The organism is Streptomyces sp. NPDC014991 (genome assembly GCF_043080665.1).
In the GTDB taxonomy this organism is placed as follows: Bacteria; Actinomycetota; Actinomycetes; order Streptomycetales; family Streptomycetaceae; genus Streptomyces.
In genome coordinates, this window is the sequence record NZ_JBIBVY010000017.1 from 49053 (window position 1) to 64490 (window position 15438).

General features: G+C 68.6%; 20 protein-coding genes and 1 riboswitch. Of the genes, 5 read left to right on the plus strand and 15 right to left on the minus strand.

Annotated features, from left to right (window positions below; translation table 11 throughout):
- Nucleotides 1-298: 298 nt before the first annotated feature.
- From ACF1BE_RS24685 to ACF1BE_RS24745, 13 genes are all read right to left on the minus strand, one after another.
- Nucleotides 299-520, minus strand: a complete 222-nt coding sequence (locus ACF1BE_RS24685) for a hypothetical protein (protein WP_392201195.1) — start codon at nucleotides 518-520, stop codon at nucleotides 299-301.
- Between the two features lie 268 nt (nucleotides 521-788).
- Entirely contained in the window at nucleotides 789-2024 is a 1236-nt protein-coding gene (locus tag ACF1BE_RS24690; RefSeq protein WP_392201196.1) for a tyrosine-type recombinase/integrase, read from the minus strand.
- The gene (locus ACF1BE_RS24695) at nucleotides 2024-2221 is read right to left on the minus strand and encodes a helix-turn-helix domain-containing protein (protein WP_093474319.1); all 198 of its coding nucleotides are present in this window, start codon (nucleotides 2219-2221) and stop codon (nucleotides 2024-2026) included. Before ACF1BE_RS24695 ends, ACF1BE_RS24690 begins: the two co-directional genes overlap by 1 nt.
- On the minus strand, nucleotides 2218-3594 hold the full coding sequence (gene repSA / locus ACF1BE_RS24700; RefSeq protein ID WP_392201197.1) for a replication initiator protein RepSA: 1377 nt from the start codon (nucleotides 3592-3594) through the stop codon (nucleotides 2218-2220). Before repSA ends, ACF1BE_RS24695 begins: the two co-directional genes overlap by 4 nt.
- Nucleotides 3587-3772: a hypothetical protein gene (locus ACF1BE_RS24705; RefSeq protein WP_392201198.1), complete on the minus strand. Its 186-nt coding sequence runs from the start codon at nucleotides 3770-3772 to the stop codon at nucleotides 3587-3589. The genes repSA and ACF1BE_RS24705 overlap by 8 nt, the downstream gene beginning before the upstream one ends.
- Nucleotides 3773-3857: 85 nt before the next feature.
- A complete protein-coding gene (locus tag ACF1BE_RS24710; protein WP_392201199.1) occupies nucleotides 3858-4409 on the minus strand; it encodes a GGDEF domain-containing protein in 552 nt (183 codons plus the stop codon).
- 94 nt (nucleotides 4410-4503) lie between these two features.
- Nucleotides 4504-4812 (minus strand): SpdD-like protein, encoded by a 309-nt coding sequence (locus tag ACF1BE_RS24715; protein ID WP_392201200.1) that lies wholly within the window; start codon nucleotides 4810-4812, stop codon nucleotides 4504-4506.
- A gap of 19 nt (nucleotides 4813-4831) precedes the next feature.
- Nucleotides 4832-4990: a hypothetical protein gene (locus ACF1BE_RS24720; RefSeq protein WP_392201201.1), complete on the minus strand. Its 159-nt coding sequence runs from the start codon at nucleotides 4988-4990 to the stop codon at nucleotides 4832-4834.
- An 11-nt stretch (nucleotides 4991-5001) separates the two neighbouring features.
- Nucleotides 5002-5193, minus strand: a complete 192-nt coding sequence (locus ACF1BE_RS24725; protein WP_086769465.1) for a mobile element transfer protein — start codon at nucleotides 5191-5193, stop codon at nucleotides 5002-5004.
- Nucleotides 5194-5215: 22 nt separating this feature from the next.
- A complete protein-coding gene (locus ACF1BE_RS24730) occupies nucleotides 5216-5884 on the minus strand; it encodes a DUF2637 domain-containing protein (RefSeq protein ID WP_392201202.1) in 669 nt (222 codons plus the stop codon).
- Nucleotides 5884-6042: a hypothetical protein gene (locus ACF1BE_RS24735; protein WP_167396220.1), complete on the minus strand. Its 159-nt coding sequence runs from the start codon at nucleotides 6040-6042 to the stop codon at nucleotides 5884-5886. The genes ACF1BE_RS24730 and ACF1BE_RS24735 overlap by 1 nt, the downstream gene beginning before the upstream one ends.
- An 84-nt stretch (nucleotides 6043-6126) precedes the next feature.
- Entirely contained in the window at nucleotides 6127-7482 is a 1356-nt protein-coding gene (locus tag ACF1BE_RS24740) for an FtsK/SpoIIIE domain-containing protein (RefSeq protein ID WP_392201203.1), read from the minus strand.
- Between the two features lie 2 nt (nucleotides 7483-7484).
- Nucleotides 7485-7841: a hypothetical protein gene (locus ACF1BE_RS24745; RefSeq protein WP_392201204.1), complete on the minus strand. Its 357-nt coding sequence runs from the start codon at nucleotides 7839-7841 to the stop codon at nucleotides 7485-7487.
- 147 nt (nucleotides 7842-7988) lie between these two features.
- On the opposite strand from ACF1BE_RS24745, the gene ACF1BE_RS24750 reads away from it, so the two are divergent.
- The 3 genes from ACF1BE_RS24750 (at nucleotide 7989) to ACF1BE_RS24760 (ending at nucleotide 10311) form a co-directional block, all read left to right on the plus strand.
- Nucleotides 7989-8348 (plus strand): GntR family transcriptional regulator, encoded by a 360-nt coding sequence (locus ACF1BE_RS24750; protein ID WP_392201205.1) that lies wholly within the window; start codon nucleotides 7989-7991, stop codon nucleotides 8346-8348.
- Between the two features lie 243 nt (nucleotides 8349-8591).
- Complete coding sequence (locus ACF1BE_RS24755; RefSeq protein ID WP_392201206.1) at nucleotides 8592-9806, plus strand: helix-turn-helix domain-containing protein; 1215 nt, start codon at nucleotides 8592-8594, stop codon at nucleotides 9804-9806.
- Nucleotides 9807-9825: 19 nt separating this feature from the next.
- Nucleotides 9826-10311, plus strand: coding sequence for an NUDIX domain-containing protein (locus ACF1BE_RS24760; RefSeq protein ID WP_392201207.1), 486 nt, complete (start codon nucleotides 9826-9828; stop codon nucleotides 10309-10311).
- A 372-nt stretch (nucleotides 10312-10683) separates the two neighbouring features.
- Here ACF1BE_RS24760 and ACF1BE_RS24765 read toward each other — a convergent pair whose 3' ends face one another.
- Together ACF1BE_RS24765 and ACF1BE_RS24770 are read right to left on the minus strand one after the other, a co-directional pair.
- Nucleotides 10684-12099, minus strand: a complete 1416-nt coding sequence (locus ACF1BE_RS24765; RefSeq protein ID WP_392201208.1) for a hypothetical protein — start codon at nucleotides 12097-12099, stop codon at nucleotides 10684-10686.
- A 383-nt stretch (nucleotides 12100-12482) separates the two neighbouring features.
- The gene (locus tag ACF1BE_RS24770) at nucleotides 12483-12797 is read right to left on the minus strand and encodes a hypothetical protein (RefSeq protein WP_392201209.1); all 315 of its coding nucleotides are present in this window, start codon (nucleotides 12795-12797) and stop codon (nucleotides 12483-12485) included.
- Between the two features lie 225 nt (nucleotides 12798-13022).
- Between ACF1BE_RS24770 and rlmN the strand changes: the two genes are divergently transcribed.
- The gene (gene rlmN, locus ACF1BE_RS24775; RefSeq protein ID WP_392201210.1) at nucleotides 13023-14129 is read left to right on the plus strand and encodes a 23S rRNA (adenine(2503)-C(2))-methyltransferase RlmN; all 1107 of its coding nucleotides are present in this window, start codon (nucleotides 13023-13025) and stop codon (nucleotides 14127-14129) included.
- 23 nt (nucleotides 14130-14152) lie between these two features.
- Nucleotides 14153-14260: riboswitch (TPP riboswitch) on the plus strand.
- A gap of 81 nt (nucleotides 14261-14341) precedes the next feature.
- Nucleotides 14342-15424: a thiamine ABC transporter substrate binding subunit gene (locus ACF1BE_RS24780; protein ID WP_392201211.1), complete on the plus strand. Its 1083-nt coding sequence runs from the start codon at nucleotides 14342-14344 to the stop codon at nucleotides 15422-15424.
- The last annotated feature ends 14 nt before the right edge of the window (nucleotides 15425-15438 follow it).

Sequence of the window (15438 nt, forward strand, 5' to 3'; positions counted from 1 at the left end):
GAAACGCTGCGGACGTGTGCGGTTCCGCGCCGGCGCGGCACTGCACAAGCACGGGCACTCCCGCTGACCGGATGATCAGGAGCTGACACCAAGACGGCTGCGCGTCCGCCCGACATCCGCACCTACGTACGTTCGTGCCTTGCTGACCGCGTTGTGGACCTCGCTGCCCGGCTCGTAGCGGACAGTTCCTTGGAGGACGGGGAGTCCTTCCGCTCATGGACGGCCTGCTCCGGCGAGAGAGTGCGCTGTACTCGCCGGAGCCACGAGCGGCAGCAGCGGCCCTGGCGATACATCCTGATCATGTGAACGGCGACAGGCCCTTGCTCTCCAGATGGGCGAGCAACGAGTCGAGGCATGCGTCTGCCGTGGCCAGGTCGGCACGGAAGAACGAGTCCTCGCCGAGCGGCCCACCGCTGGCGATGACCATCCATGCTGTCCGCCGCTCAACCATGCGGTCACCGTCGACCTTGAAGACGGTCGTGACTCCGCGATCGGCCAGCCACTCCATCAGCTCCAGCATGTCCACTCGCACCCTTCCGGAGAGATCATCCCACCCGCAGAGCACGCACCCCTGGGCCGTCCGAGGTCGACCGACGCTGACAGTCAGCACCCACGGGTGACCACCCCCACCCCGCTCCGGCCTGGGGTCCCGGTGATGATCTGCGACACTGGACGTGTTATGCCTGCACCCGGAGAACTGATGTGATCCGGGTACGAAGAAGCCCCCTACCAGCGATGCTGTCGCCAGTAGGGGGCCGTCTTATGTCCGCCGGGCCGTCTCTGGGCCGTCAGCGCTCCTGGGCCGTGCCGAAGACGTCGTCCAGGGCCCGGCGGGCCCGCTCGCTGCTGCTGGGCATCAGGTGGGCGTACACCCGCAGCGTCATCGCCGGATCGGCATGGCCGAGGTACTCGCTCACGGCCTTGATGCTCTCGCCGGCGTCCAGGAGGACCGAGGCGTAGAAGTGACGAAGGGCGTGCATCCCGTGCTGCCGGGCGGAGGCGTACGGCTTACCGGGTTCCGGCGTCGGGATGAGGCCGGCCGCCGCGAGGGCGGGCTTCCACTCCTGGATGTTGAAGTTGCTTCGCCAGACGATTCCGTCGGCCGTGTTGGTGAAGATGAGGCGCCGCTCAGTGAGCGGGCCGTCCGGCCTGCCCCACGGCAGTTTGATGCCCACGGGCGGGTGATTCTTCATGTGCCGGCGCAGGGCGGAGGCCACCGAGGATGGCAGCGGTACGTCCCGCTCCTTGTTGCCCTTGGGCGGGGCGAAGACCGCGACACCCCGAATCAGTTTGACCTGAGTGGTGACCCGCAGCGTGTCGCCGTCGAGCTGCACGGCGTCCTCCGACAGACCGATGATCTCGCCCTGCCGGAGACCGCAGCCGCTGCCCACGGAGACCATGGCCTGGTACCGCTCGGGCAGAGCATCGCGGACCGCACGTACTTGGGACGGGAGCCACGGCACGACCCGGGCGGCCGAGACGGCCGGCGGGCGGACGGATGCCGCCGAGCACGGATTCCGGGCGAGGTGGCCGTCGTCCACGGCGGCCGACAGCACCGCGCGGACGTTGGCGTAGATGTTGCGGGCGTAGGTGCCGCCTATCGAGTCGTTCTCCAGGTCGCGCACGAACTCGCGGATATGGACTGGGCGGAAGGAGCCGAGCGGACGCGCCCCGATGCGGGGGAAGGCGTGCAACCGGAGCCGGGTCTCCACTCCGATGCGCGTGTTCAGGTCGGTCGTCTGCCCGGTGATCCAGCGCTCCGCGTACTGCTGGAAAGTCATGCGGGCGGCCTTCGGGTCGACGTACTGACCGCGGGACATGTCGGCGGCCGTCTCGGCCAGCCACTCCTCCGCCTTGCGCTTCTGACGGTCGGGGAAAGAGCGGTTCTTCTCGGTGCCGTCCGGCCCGACGTACCGGGCCCGGTAGCGGAGGCCGCTGCCGTAGCGGTCGGTCTTCACCTTCACCGGCTTGCCGTCCAGACCGGCCTCTGCCTTGTACCAGCGATCCTGCACGTGGCCGGGCATCAGGCGGCCACCTCGGTCAGACCGTCGACCCACTGGCGAAGCCGGACGGGGTCGTAGCGAAGGTGCCGGCCGACGCGGAAGGCCGGAGGGCCTGTGCGCTTCCGCCGCCATTGGTACAGGGTCTCGACCGGAACGCCGAGCAGCTCGGCGACGTCGGCCGGGGTCAGGTACCGCTCGGGAAGCGTGCGGACGGTCATGCGGTAGCTCCTTCCAGGGCCAGGTCTCGCAGGGCTTCGCGGGCGGTTTCACGGTTGAGTTGGAGGCCGCGGGCGATGGTGGCGGCGAGGACGGATTCGCCGGGGGTGTGGCCGTGGCCGGCGTATTGCCAGTCGGCCAGGACCAGGACGGTGTCCGGCTCTTGGTCGTCGAGGCCGAGGGCCGCTTGCTCCTGCGCGGCGCGGTAGTCGGCGCGGGCCTGGCGGAGAGCGCCGAGCGTGGTGGAGTAGCGGCGGGACTTCGAGGAGAAGTGGCCGCGGAAGCCGAGCATGTGCGCCCAGGCCCACAGGCGCCGGTCCGGATACAGCGGGTCGAGCAACTTGCAGGCTTCGATCAGGCGACGGGTGTGGTCGGGCACGCCGTGGCGGTCGAGTTCGGACAGCTCACCGATGCGGCGGTCGAGGGTGCCGGTGTTCTCGGCGGCTTTGGTGGCGTACTTGGCGACGTAGGAGGCGACGGCCTGTTCGGTGATGTCGCTGCCGTCCCCGAAGGCCTTGACCGGCCGGACGTCCAGCTGTCGGCCCCAGCGGAAGGTCCGGGCCGGTTGGTCGGCGGCGGCCGGGACGGAGACCGAGGTGTAGGAGTGCGCGGCGGCAGCACTGATGGCGTCGGAGAGGAGACCGACCGTGGCCCAGGTCGGCGGCGGGGTGCCGGGGCCGTCCGGTCCGTCGACGCGGATCACAGCATGGAAATGCAGGGCCCCGCGCTTCTGGAACTCCGCGACCTTGCCGTACGACAGCCGGGCGGACTCTTTCAACTCCCGCTGAGAGAGGCCGGCGCGGGCGGCGACCTCCCGGCGCAGCCGGTTGGTGAAGCGCTGCCAGAGCTGTCCGGCGTGGTTGTTGAACAGCACCGCGCCCGCGTAGTCGTACGTCTCCGGATCGAGGGCCGTGCCGAGGGCGGGATCGTCGGCGGCGTGGCGGGTGCCGCAGTGGCAGACGCCCCGGTCGGGTCGGTTGTGGACGCGACCGAACGAGGGGGCGGTGAGGGTGGCGAAGACGCGGGGATGGTCGCGGACGGTGGCGGGGATGTCGCGGCGGTCGTCCCCGGCGAGCCCGGCTCGGATGAGGTGGTAGGTGTCGCCCGCGTACGTCCAGGCGCAGGACGGGCAGCGGGAGGCCCGGCGGTTGCCGCAGGCGAGGCGGAGCCGTCCGCCCGGCTCGCCCTCGGTTGAGTAGTGGTGCAGGGTCTCGCCGGTCGTCTTGTCCTTGTGCAGGACCCAGCCGGTCAGGTGGATGGGGTCGGCGCAGCCGCCGGTACGGCGGATCTGCTCGTGCCAGCGGTGGTAATCAGAGGCCGAAGCCACCCTCAGCAGGTCGCCGAGGGTGGCACGGTCGAGCAGCTGCTCAGGCACGCGCACCCTCCCGAATGCGGCGGGCGGTGGCGGTACCGGTGCCCTGGCAGGCCGGGCAGTGAGCGGTGACGGTACGCAGGTGACCACGGTGGTCGCGGCCGCCGAGGGTGACGGCGACGAAGGCGAAGCCGTCACAGGCCGGGCAGATCCTCGGCGGGGGCGGGGTGTACTGGGCCATGATGGTGGTTCCTTTCGATTGCGGTTGGAAGGAACGGCCCCGGGTGGCGGCGTGCTTGGCGGCTTGTGCGCCACCCGGTGGCCTCTCAGCGAGCGGTGCGGGAGCCCCGACGGGTACGGCCCTTGGTCGCGTACATGGCCGCGTCCGCGGCGGCGAGGGCATCCGTCAGAAGGGGCACCGCCAGCTCCGCGACGTGGCAGACGCCGACCGAGGCAGCCAGCGGGAGGAACGTCCCCCCGTAGGGCAGCGGCCGGTGCAGCGCGGCCGTGAGCGCGTCGAGGTCGGCGGCGGCCAGGTCCCGGATCACGGCGACGAATTCGTCCCCGCCCAGGCGACCGGCGCTGCCGTTGTGTCCGCACCAGGCGCGCAGCCGGTCGGCGGTAGCGACGAGGGCGGCGTCCCCGGCGGCGTGGCCGTGGGTGTCGTTCAGGTTCTTGAAGTGGTCGAGGTCGACCAGGAGCACGGCGGCGTTCGGGTGCCGGCGGATGAGGTGTTCGGCGCGGGCGGTCCAACCGGCACGGGTGTGCAGACCGGTGAGCGGGTCGCGCCGGGCGCAGGCGAGACGGCGGGTGAGGATGCCGCCGTGCACGGCCCAACCGAGTAACGGCACGATGCTTGCGGCTACGTGCAGGTCCATGACGTTGTCCCTTCTCGATGGCGGTTGGTGTGGCGGAACCCGGTCCCAGGAGCGGCGGCGTGCTTGGCGGCTTGTGCGTCGCCCCGCGGACCGTTCAGCGGCGGTGCTGCGAGGAGATGAGCGAGCGGATCACCACGGCGCAGACGGCGACGGACGCGCCGGTGACGGCGACGGCCAGGAGCATCGAGACCAGGACGGCACCGACGACCAAGACCACGGCCGTACCAGCGCCGACCAGGGCGAGCATTGCGCCGGGGGTGAACTGGACCGTCGGGCGGGTCGACGCGGCCGGGGCGGGGGCGGGCGTCGGGTGGTGCTGGACCACGGCGGTCGGCTCGACGACCGTGCGCGGGGAGACGAACCCGGTCGGGGTGGGCATGGTGGGGATCTTCGGGCGGAGCATGGCGGTTCTCCCTTGGTGGCTACTTGGTGAGGGCGGTGCCGATGGCGGGTGCCAGGACGCTGTCGGCGAGGAGGTAGCCCCCGAGGAGGAGGACGGCGACGAGCCACCAGGGCGGGTGGAGGAACTTGACACCGAGATAGCCGACGACGGCGAGGGCGAACCAGAGCGGGACCTGCATGGCGGTGTCTCCTAGCGGACGCGGCAGCGGTGCGTGCGGGCGGCGAGCTGGGCGGCGGACTGGCTGGAGTAGTCGGCGGACCAGCCACAGCGGTCGGCGGTGCACACGGCGGCGTGCTTCGTGTGGCCGTGGCGGTCCCGGTGGGTGCCGATCTGCACGGGGCCGATCCGCATCACGGAGTGGAAGTTGTCGCGGGCGGGCATGGCGGATGGTTCTCCTTCCGGGTCAGACGAGCTGGGCGGCGATGGCGTCGGCGAGGTGGGGCGGGACGCCGAGGCGGGCGCGCAGGGTCTCGGTGTCGATCGGGGCTCCGGTGCGGCCGCGGTAGTCGGCGGCGACCTTGCGGGCGTGGTCGATGAGGACGGCGGGAACCGCGGGCGCCGGATCGGCGGCCGGAAGCGCCGGCGGTTCCTCCACCGGGGCCGGGACGGGCGCCGGGTCCGGCACGGGTTCGGGGGCTGGTTCGCGGTCGTCCGCAGTCTCGGTTTCCGAGGCCGGGGCGGGTGCCGGCGTATCCGGGAGCTGGGGTTCGGGGGAGTGGGCGAGGAGGGTCCCGCCGAGGAAGGCGAGTGCGGGCCATCCGGCGATGCCCAGGCGGAGCAGGGCGGGCGGGTCGGCCAGGTCGAGGAACCCGGCGGTGGCGACGTTGGCGCCGAGGGAGGCGAACAGGGCGATGAGGAACCAGCACCAGGCCAGCCGGGACGGACCCTCGGAGCGGAGCCGTCGCCAGGCGGCGACCAGGAGCAGGTCGACACTGACCGGGTAGGCCCAAGCCTTCCAGCCGTCCTGTCCGGCAGCGGCGGCCAGGTCGTGCAGGTGGGCGAAGGACAGGGCTCCGGCGATGACGGCCTGGACCAGGACGGCGTCGACGCGCAGGCCGTGACGGGCGGCCATCAGGACTCCTCACCGGTCGGCGGCTCGGGGAGCGAGGCGGCCAGGGAGGGGCTGACGGCATCGACGAAGTCGAGGTCGGCGCCGGTGGTGTCGGCGTAGAGGGCGAGCTGGCCCAGGAGCAGGACGGTGCGGGCGAAGTCCTCGCAGTCGGGGCACATGACGCGGGTTCTCCCTTCATCGGGCATGGCAGGGGCAGGGACCTGGCGCGAAGGGTGGTCGCGCCGACCGTGGAGCGGGGGAAGTCAGGCCGTGACGGGAGCCGTCTTGGACAGCGGCACCGGGGCCTCTGAGGGGCTGGTCAGCTCGGGCCGGAAAGGCGCCAGTTCTGGCAGGTCCGGGGTGCGGTCGGCATGCCGGTTGCAGGTGTTCACGGCTTGGCGCAGAGAGGTGTGCGGGGCGCGGATGCGGTGCCAGCCGCCGGTGGAATCCCCGGCGACGGCGAGGCCGCGCAGTTCGGCGGGGATCTGGATGGCAGCCAGGACGGCGTCCGGGGAGATGTCGCCGAAGGCCATGTTGGCGCTGGTCTCGTCGTTGACGCGGTGGGCGGTACGGCCGGTGAGCTGGGCGCGGAGCATGGTGATGCCCTTGCCGAGTTCGGAGCCGAAGCGCTGGCCGCAGATTTCGAGGTAGATGCCGGCCGCGCGGCCGAGCTGGGCGAGGCGGACAAGGGCGGTGATGATGCGGTCGCGCCGCTTCTCCTCGTCCTTGCTGGCGAACAGGGCGAGTTCCGCGACTTCGTCGACCAGGACCACGACCGGAACGGGGCGCAGATGGTCGGGCAGGTCCCAGATGTCGGCGGCTATCTCGGCATCCGGCAGGGCGGCGGTGATGCGCTGTTCGGCGCGGATGAGCCGGTAGACGCCTTCCATACGGGACACGAGCGCGTCCAGGAGGTCGGCGGCGGTGTCGGGGTTGTCGGCGAGCGCGGTGAATCGGCGGGCCAGCGGGAACAGCTCGACCCCCTGTTTGCAGTCGATGCCGACCAGGGCGACGTCCATCGGGGCGAGCCCGGCGACCAGGTTGCGCTGGTAGACGGATTTGCCCGACTCCGTGGCGCCGAGGGTGAGGGCGTGCGGGACGGCCCGGTAGTCGCGGTAGTGCACCGAGCCGTCCTCACGCAGGGCGACGGGAACCCGCATGGGGCGGGTGTCGACCTTGGTGGGCATCTGCACCCGCTTGAGGACGTCGTAGCCGGTCATCCGCACTTCCACGACACCCGAGCGCACCTCACGCGAGGTGACGCCGTACATCGAGAAGGAGTGCCGGAGCCGGTGCGAGGCGGCTGCGACGTCGAATGCGTCCTGTCCGGGACGCAGGCCCAGCCGTAGGACCAGGCCGGTCCGGGTCGGCCGGAAACGCAGGATGCGCGGCGGGCGGGACTCCGGCATGGGCCGGTTGGTGACGCGGGCCAGGGCCAGGCGCCAGCGCGAGGGCGGGACCGTCAGACCGCAGGCGTCCATGACGGAGGCGTAGCGGAACAGGACCCGCAGCGCGGCGAAGGTGACGCCGAAGGTCAGCCAGTACCAGGCGGGGCGCCGCCACCGCAGGAGACCCGCGGCGGCGACGACCAGCCCGAGCGCGACCGTGAAGCCGGTCATGATCAGGCCGCCTTGGAGTTCGCGGCAGCGGCGACGAGGGACGTGACCGCGACGGCGCGGAAGGCGATGCCGTGCCGCTTCTGGCCGTTGAAGTCGTTCTCCCACGGGCGGGCGATCAGGCCCGTGAGCGCGACCGGCGTGCCCATGGTCAGTTCACCGGAGATGCCGGGCTCCGGGACGGTGACGGACAGGATCTCCACCTCGTCATTGGCCGCGAACATCACGTCGACGGTCATCAGCTTCGCCCCGGTCTCGGTGTCCATGGCGATCTCGCCGGTACGGCGGTCCTTGACCTTGGGCTGCGGGGTCTTGGCGACCATCACGGTCGCGGCGGAGGTGTCGACGGGGATCTGACGCATGAGCGCGCTCCTCAAGGTTCGAACTTGACGTACTTAGTACGTCGGCCTGTCACGAGAGTGCACCTAACACACTTAGTACGTCAAGTGCTTCTCGACGGGTGTCGGTTGGATGTGCTGCACTTAGTGCGACAAGCACTGAGAGGGGCTATGGCCGAGTTCACCGGGCGGGCGAAGTACCTGGAGATCGCCGACAACTTCAAGAGGCGCATCCGGCAGGGAGAGCTGAAACCGGGCACCAAGCTGCCGTCCGAGACCGAGCTGATGAACGAGAATGACGTCTCGCGGACCGTGGCCCGCCAGGCGATCTCCCGGCTACGTGAAGACGGCTACGCGATCTCCCACCAGGGCAAGGGCAGCTTCGTCACCCTTCCCGAGGAGCCCCGCCAGACGAAGCACAGCCCGGAGTTCGAGGAGATCGCCGGCTATCTGTCCGACGTACGGCGCGAGGTGCGTCGGCTCGCGGAGCGGATGGATCAGCTTGAGCAACTGGTGCGGAAGCAGCCGTAAGACGGCTGACCAGCTCGTCAGCACGGCGTGCGATGACGTTCACCTCCTCGGCCAGCTCCTTCACTTCTCGGGTCAGCTCCACCACTTCGGCCGGCGTCAGCGGCATCGTGGCTCCTTCGTCGCTTGTTCGGCCTGGCGACCTCTCGGGGTAGCTACGACGCTAAGAGCGAGGCGGCGCACTACCCCGGAAAATTCCTCCGGGGTCCCATAGGGAGATGGGAAGACGCTCTAGCCATGCGAGGAATGACGACGAACCTGACGATCGGTGAACGAGTCGCTTGGTACCGCCGAAGGCGGGGGATCTCTCAAGAGGTCCTGGCCGGACTCGTGGGCCGCACGGTGGACTGGCTGAGCAAGGCGGAGAACAACCGGATCGAGCTGGACCGGCTCTCGGTCATCAAGTCGCTCGCCGATGCCCTGGACGTGACGCTCGGCGACCTGCTGGCCGAGCCCACTCTCCTGGAGTGGACGCCCGACAGCGGCACCCGCACGGTGCCGGCACTTCGCTCAGCCCTCATGAACTACCGTCAGCTGACACCCCTACTGGGCGTCGCCACCGAAGGTGAGCCGACATCGCTCGACGAGCTGAGCCGCAACGTCGCAGAGGTCTGGGATGCCTACCAGGAATCGCGCTACGGCCTCGCGACCCGGCGCCTGCCCTTGCTGCTGGCCGACGCACTTATCGCCGCGCAGTCGTACCGGGGCAGGGAGCGAGAGCGGGCGCACGAGCTGATGGCCATGACGTACCAGGGCGCGGCCATGGTGCTCACCAAGCTCGGTGAGACCGACCTGGCATGGATCGCAGCCGACCGCGGCTTGGCAGCAGCACAGCAGTCCGGCAACCCGGTCGTAACCGGTTCTCTCTTCCGGTCCGTCGCGCACTGCCTGCTGTCCAATGGCCGGTTCGACGCAGCCGTGCAGCTGGTCGGGGACGCGGGCGAGTACCTCCGGCCGGGTCTCCAGGAGTCGACGCCCGAGGTCCTGTCCATCTACGGGACTCTGTTCCTGGCGGGGTCCATGGCCTCAGCCCGTGCGGACGACCGGGCCACGACGCGGACCTTCCTGGACGAGGCGAAACGGGCAGCCGACCGACTCGGCACTGACGCCAATCACGTCTGGACTGCCTTCGGGCCGACGAACGTTGCCATTCACCGAGTAGCCACGGCAGCCGAGCTGGGCGACATGCAGGTAGCGGTCGACCTTGGCCCGCAGATCGACACGACAGGACTGCCCACGGAACGCCGTACGCGACACAACCTCGAAGTAGCTCGGGCCCTCAGTGCCTACAACCGAATGGACGATGCGCTCGCGAAGGTCCTTGAAGCAGAGAGCTGGGCGCCGGAACAGGTGCGGAGTCACTACCTGGCGCGGGAGCTGGTGCTGACCTGGGTGCGAGGGCAGCGCGGCCGGCCAAGCCGGAACCTGGCGGACCTGGCCGACAGGCTGCGCGTGGTCTGAGCTGGGTACCCTCGGCTGCATGGCGCCGAATGCACACGAAGCGAAGATGGCGCACCCGCGTATGGCAGCGGGTGTGCTCTTCTTTGATGCCGCCGGGCGGGTCCTCATGGTGGAGCCCTCCTACAAGGACTATTGGGAGATCCCCGGCGGGTACGTCGAGACTGGCGAGTCCCCGTTGCACGCCGCCATTCGCGAAGTCCGGGAGGAACTGGGGATCACACCCCCCATCGGGCGCCTGCTCGCGGTCGACTGGGCCCCCAACGAGGCCGAGGGCGACAAGGTGCTGTACCTGTTCGACGGCGGCCAACTCACCCAGGACCGGTTGGCAAGCATCGAGCTCCAGCCGGACGAGCTGAAGAGCTTTGCCTTCGTCCCTGCGGACCAGCTGGTCGAGCGGACGATCCCACGACTGGCCCGACGTATCAGGGCGGCTGTCGGGGCCAGGGCCAGCTCTGCTCCGGTGTACTTGGAGCACGGCGAGGAGCCGAAGAGCCGGGCTGCATGATCGATTCCTCGATGCCAGGTCACTAGCGCGGTAAGACTTTCTCTACATCATCAAGGCCCGCGCACGGCGCGGGCGCGCGCCGCCTCTGCGGCGCGGCCTGCCTCCTGTCTCCGCCCCGGCTGGCCGCGCCCGGCGGCGCGCTCGGCGGCTGCGGGCAAGGAGTGGGAGACACCCTCTATGGCTGGGGCGGCCGGCTCCACGGCTTTAGGCAGCCACTTTGGGGCGAGCCTCTAAGATCATGGCCCCAACGTCGTGCTTTACGGGCAGGTCCACAGACTGCCCGACTCGCCATGAGCTTACGGGGCCATGATCACTCGCCCCAAAGCAGCTCCCGCCCAAAGCCGCTCCACCGACCTTGCATTCCGACTGCAGCTATTTGATAACACCGATCGCCCTTCCGTAATTATTGATTTTTCCGAGTACATAATTCGCGATGGCCGCTCGACCCGTCTTGGCGCGCCACATCAACTCCAGGCGAATGGGCGCCCCGGCCTTGAGGCAATAAATATCGCTATTGAAGACGAGATCCGTCCCCAGGTTCCTTTCAGTCTCGTAGCTGTCTATTAGCCCCGTTTCAACCAAACCGCGCCCTAGGGCATCATTCAAGAGACCGTCATTAGTCCTCGAAATCTCAGAGAGCTTTGCGAACGCATCCTTGGTATTGGAGCCGGGCTTGGGTCCGCGCTTCCTGGTGCCCAGCGGCTTATCTTGCAGCAAGATACCCAAATCACTCTCAACGAGCCGCCTAGCTGCGGTACTATCCTTTGCCGTGATCATATCTTTAGACTGCATCACCTTATGCAGTTCAGGGCTACCGTAGGTCCTCGTTACGGCAAGCATGCAGACCATGTCCATGTTCACAATGCGGGCATCTAGAACCGTGCCCAAAATGCCCGTTTGCTCCGGATGCTTCTTAAGGTCGCTGACGACGTTTGCGCCGGTGGAACTCAAGAGCCGATCGACGTCGGCAGCGGAAAACCCTCCCCTTGTCAAGGCCGCAACGTCGCCTTCCACATCATTGCCGGAGACGGTGAGTGTCCACAGGCGGTAGCGCTCTTTCGTGAGGAGCTTCTCCACGCGGGCTCCAGCACGAACTGCGGCCGATCGGATCCGAGCGAGATAGTTACCAATCGTGTCAGACTGCCGGGCGAGATCGCTGGCCAGATCCGCAGAGATACCCAGTGCGTCAAGTGAGGCACCTTCGTTCAAGACAGATACGGTCTGCTGGGCGATCCTCGAGTACTCCGTCTTGGATGGCCCCTGAAAGGAGGTGACAGGACTTGAGACGCCAAAAAGGGCCTCCCGTCCGAGGCTCTCGCCGATCCCAACGAGCATGTCCGTTAGATCGTCCCGGTTAGTGGGCCAAACAACAAGAGACCGCTTCCCATCCTCCGACCTGACGAATTGATTGATTTCATGCATGGCGGACTCGATCTCCGATCCAGAGACGTCGCCCAGGGCCTCTCGCCCCTCAAATACGATCACAGTGTTCTCTGAGGTTGCGGCTTCGCGGAGAGCTTGGCCCACATTCGCATCTCGGGCGATGCGACGAGTCGAGATTCTCTGACGAAAGAAGCCGACGGTGTCAAGAAAGGTCGACTTCCCCGCTCCGGACGTCCCTCGCAGGATCATGAGCGAACCGCGATCGGCCGCGCGCATGTCCATGAAGCGCTCGTCGATCTCGTCGAGCATCGGTTCGACTGGAATGATGATGGAGGTTAGCGCCTCGTCTCCAAGGTCGCGAAGCCGCTCGAACCGGTCCGGGATGCGCAAGTTGTTGACGTCCATGGGAGCATTGTGAGGGATGCATGACAGTAAGTCAGCTGATCGCCGTAAGATCCCAGGTCGGAGCCTCCCGACCTGATAGCGCCTATCTGACGGGCGGACGCTGCGGCGGATCAGCTGAGTGCCGGCGTACTCGATTTCAGGCAGAAGGCTTTGCGCTTGCGTCGTGGGCCTCGTCAGTCGCTGGTCAGCGCGACCGGTGATCAGTAGACCGGCATGGCAGGCCCCACTACGTCACATCTGACGGCAGTGACGGCAACGACGACGGACGGCAGCAGCACTCGGCGACCCGGCACGGTAACGCCACGAGGCGATCTGGCCGGTCTGCCACAGCATGCCCGCATCTTCTAGTGCCGTGTCGCCATAGGCGCGCTGGGTGCCGGCTACTACCGGCCCGGCTTCCAATCCGTATCGAGGATGGCGGCATGCACGGCCGCAATGATCATCGTGATGGAGAGGACGCCACCCACCCAGTTCTTCGGGTTGCCGAGCAGTGACCCCACGAAGGCCGAGCCGTAAACGGTCACTGCGTAGATGGCAGGCACGGCCATGCTCACGACACGCTTCTTGGCTGCTACGAAGAACAGGGGCGGTGCCAAGAGGCCAGCCGACGCCACGACCACAACGACCCAGATCACCTTGTGCGGCGTGCTCGTGTACATGCGGGCACGGATTGGCGCATTGATGTACGGGTTGCTCATAGTCCCCCCTGCTGCTTGGACAGGGTGATCAGTGTGGCTTACGACGTCCACAGCGGGGGACGTTTCGGGGGAATCGTGGACTGGACCTCGGTGAAGGTCCCATCGGCTGGGCCGTCCCTGGGCCGTCCGAGGACGACCGACGCTGACAGGCGACGCCCACGGGTGACCACCCCCACCCCCTTCTGGCCTGGGGTCCCGCGGATGATCTGCGACACTGGATGTGTTATGCCTGCACCCGGAGAACTCACCTTTGTCGCGCCGCGCGGAGCCAAGAAGCCGCCGCGGCATCTCGCCGACCTCACGCCCGCCGAGCGCAAGGACGCGGTGGCCGAGATCGGTGAGAAGCCGTTCCGTGCCAAGCAGCTCGCTCAGCACTACTTCGCGCGGTACGCGCACGACCCCGAGCAGTGGACCGACATCCCCGCCGGGTCGCGCGACAAGCTGCGGGACGCGCTGTTGCCGGAGCTGATGACGGTCGTCCGGCATCTGTCGACCGACCAGGGGACCACGCGCAAGACGCTGTGGCGGCTGTTCGACGGCACGCTGGTCGAGTCGGTGCTGATGCGGTACCCGGACCGGGTCACCATGTGCATCAGCTCGCAGGCCGGCTGCGGGATGAACTGCCCGTTCTGTGCCACCGGGCAGGCCGGGCTGGACCGGAACCTGTCCACCGCCGAGATCGTGCACCAGATCGTGGACGGGATGCGGGCGCTGCGGGACGGGGAGGTGCCGGGTGGACCGGCGCGGCTGTCCAACATCGTCTTCATGGGCATGGGCGAGCCGCTCGCCAACTACAAGCGGGTCGTCGGCGCCGTCCGGGCGCTCACCGACCCGGCCCCGGACGGGCTGGGCCTGTCCCAGCGCGGGATCACCGTCTCGACCGTCGGGCTGGTGCCGGCCATCCACCGGTTCGCCGACGAGGGCTTCAAGTGCCGGCTCGCGATCTCCCTGCACGCTCCCGACGACGAGCTGCGCGACACCCTCGTCCCCGTGAACACGCGGTGGAAGGTGCGCGAGGTGCTGGACGCCGGCTTCGAGTACACCGAGAAGTCGGGCCGCCGGCTGTCGATCGAGTACGCGCTGATCCGGGACATCAACGACCAGGCCTGGCGCGGGGACCGGCTGGGCCGGCTGCTCAGGGGCAGGCCCGTGCACGTCAACCTCATCCCGCTCAACCCGACCCCGGGCTCGAAGTGGACCGCCTCCAGGCCGGAGGACGAGAAGGCGTTCGTGGAGGCCATCGCCGCGCACGGCGTGCCGGTGACGGTCCGGGACACCCGCGGGCAGGAGATCGACGGGGCCTGCGGTCAGCTCGCGGCCACCGAGCGGTAACCTGACCACGTCCACATATCTTCATATTCCGACAGGGGAGCGCCACAGCGCTGAGAGTGCGGCAACCGGGCCGCAGACCCTCTGAACCTCGCCCAGGTCATTCTGGGTAGGAAGTTCGGTCACCACTCAAGCTGTTGCGCCCTGCCCGGCCTCCCTCGCGGAAGTCCGGGCAGGGCCGCGTCTCTTCCTGGCCCACCCCAGGAGGACATCCAGTGCACAACAAGACCCTCGTGGCCGTGGCGGCGGGGCTCGGTCTCCTCGCCCTGCCCGCGCTGACCGGGTGCGGGTCGTCGGACGGCGGGAAGTCCACGGACTCCAGGACCGTCACCCTCGTCAGCCACAACTCCTGGGGCGTCTCCAAGAGCGTCCTGAAGGACTTCGAGAAGCGGTCCGGGTACCAGGTCAAGGTCCTGGAGGACGGCGACGCCGGCCAGGCCGTCAACAAGGCGATCCTCACCAAGGACAACCCGCAGGGTGACGTGCTCTTCGGCGTCGACAACACCCTGCTGTCCCGGGCCCTGGACAACGGGCTGTTCCAGCCGTACCGGGCCAAGGGATCCGACACGGTCCTGCCGCAGTACCGGGTCGACGGGGCCCAAAGCCGCGTCACGCCCGTCGACACCGGCGACATCTGCGTCAACTACGACAAGGCCTACTTCTCCGCGCACCGGCTGACCCCGCCGCGGACCTTCGCCGACCTGGCCGAGCCCCGGTACAAGAACCTGCTCGTCACCGAGAACGCGGCCACCTCCTCGCCGGGCCTCGGCTTCCTCCTCGGCAGCGCCGCACAGTTCGGCGACGGGGGCTGGCAGGCCTACTGGAAGAAGCTCAAGGCCAACGGCGTCAAGGTGGTCGACGGCTGGGACCAGGCCTACGACCAGGAGTTCTCCGGCTCCACCCGGGGCAGGAAGGCCGGCGGTGACCGCCCGCTCGTGGTGTCGTACGCCTCCTCCCCGCCCGCCGAGGTCATCTATGCCAAGAAGCGGCCCGCCACCGCCCCGACCGGGGTGGCGAGCGGCACCTGCTTCCGGCAGACCGAGTACGCGGGGCTGCTGAGCAACGCCCGCAACCCCAAGGGCGGCAAGGCGTTCCTGGACTTCCTGCTCAGCAAGGAGTTCCAGGAGGACATGCCGCTGAACATGTTCGTCTACCCGGTGCGCAGGGCCGCCCAGGTGCCGCCGGACTTCCTGAAGTACGGCCCCCAGGCCAAGGACCCGCAGACCATGGCCCCGGACCGGATCGCCGCCAACCGCGACCAGTGGGTCAAGACGTGGACGTCACTCGTACTGAGGTAGCGCGGGCCCGGCGG

What these genes read in the sequence shown, in the direction of transcription:
- ACF1BE_RS24685 (WP_392201195.1), bottom strand. Translation starts at nt 520, where the DNA reads ATGCTGGAGCTGATGGAGTGGCTGGCCGATCGCGGAGTCACGACCGTC.
- ACF1BE_RS24690 (WP_392201196.1), bottom strand. Translation starts at nt 2,024, where the DNA reads ATGCCCGGCCACGTGCAGGATCGCTGGTACAAGGCAGAGGCCGGTCTG.
- ACF1BE_RS24695 (WP_093474319.1), bottom strand. Translation starts at nt 2,221, where the DNA reads ATGACCGTCCGCACGCTTCCCGAGCGGTACCTGACCCCGGCCGACGTC.
- ACF1BE_RS24705 (WP_392201198.1), bottom strand. Translation starts at nt 3,772, where the DNA reads ATGGCCCAGTACACCCCGCCCCCGCCGAGGATCTGCCCGGCCTGTGAC.
- ACF1BE_RS24710 (WP_392201199.1), bottom strand. Translation starts at nt 4,409, where the DNA reads ATGGACCTGCACGTAGCCGCAAGCATCGTGCCGTTACTCGGTTGGGCC.
- ACF1BE_RS24715 (WP_392201200.1), bottom strand. Translation starts at nt 4,812, where the DNA reads ATGCTCCGCCCGAAGATCCCCACCATGCCCACCCCGACCGGGTTCGTC.
- ACF1BE_RS24720 (WP_392201201.1), bottom strand. Translation starts at nt 4,990, where the DNA reads ATGCAGGTCCCGCTCTGGTTCGCCCTCGCCGTCGTCGGCTATCTCGGT.
- ACF1BE_RS24725 (WP_086769465.1), bottom strand. Translation starts at nt 5,193, where the DNA reads ATGCCCGCCCGCGACAACTTCCACTCCGTGATGCGGATCGGCCCCGTG.
- ACF1BE_RS24730 (WP_392201202.1), bottom strand. Translation starts at nt 5,884, where the DNA reads ATGGCCGCCCGTCACGGCCTGCGCGTCGACGCCGTCCTGGTCCAGGCC.
- ACF1BE_RS24735 (WP_167396220.1), bottom strand. Translation starts at nt 6,042, where the DNA reads ATGTGCCCCGACTGCGAGGACTTCGCCCGCACCGTCCTGCTCCTGGGC.
- ACF1BE_RS24740 (WP_392201203.1), bottom strand. Translation starts at nt 7,482, where the DNA reads ATGACCGGCTTCACGGTCGCGCTCGGGCTGGTCGTCGCCGCCGCGGGT.
- ACF1BE_RS24745 (WP_392201204.1), bottom strand. Translation starts at nt 7,841, where the DNA reads ATGCGTCAGATCCCCGTCGACACCTCCGCCGCGACCGTGATGGTCGCC.
- ACF1BE_RS24750 (WP_392201205.1), top strand. Translation starts at nt 7,989, where the DNA reads ATGGCCGAGTTCACCGGGCGGGCGAAGTACCTGGAGATCGCCGACAAC.
- ACF1BE_RS24755 (WP_392201206.1), top strand. Translation starts at nt 8,592, where the DNA reads ATGACGACGAACCTGACGATCGGTGAACGAGTCGCTTGGTACCGCCGA.
- ACF1BE_RS24760 (WP_392201207.1), top strand. Translation starts at nt 9,826, where the DNA reads ATGGCGCCGAATGCACACGAAGCGAAGATGGCGCACCCGCGTATGGCA.
- ACF1BE_RS24765 (WP_392201208.1), bottom strand. Translation starts at nt 12,099, where the DNA reads ATGGACGTCAACAACTTGCGCATCCCGGACCGGTTCGAGCGGCTTCGC.
- ACF1BE_RS24770 (WP_392201209.1), bottom strand. Translation starts at nt 12,797, where the DNA reads ATGAGCAACCCGTACATCAATGCGCCAATCCGTGCCCGCATGTACACG.
- rlmN (WP_392201210.1), top strand. Translation starts at nt 13,023, where the DNA reads ATGCCTGCACCCGGAGAACTCACCTTTGTCGCGCCGCGCGGAGCCAAG.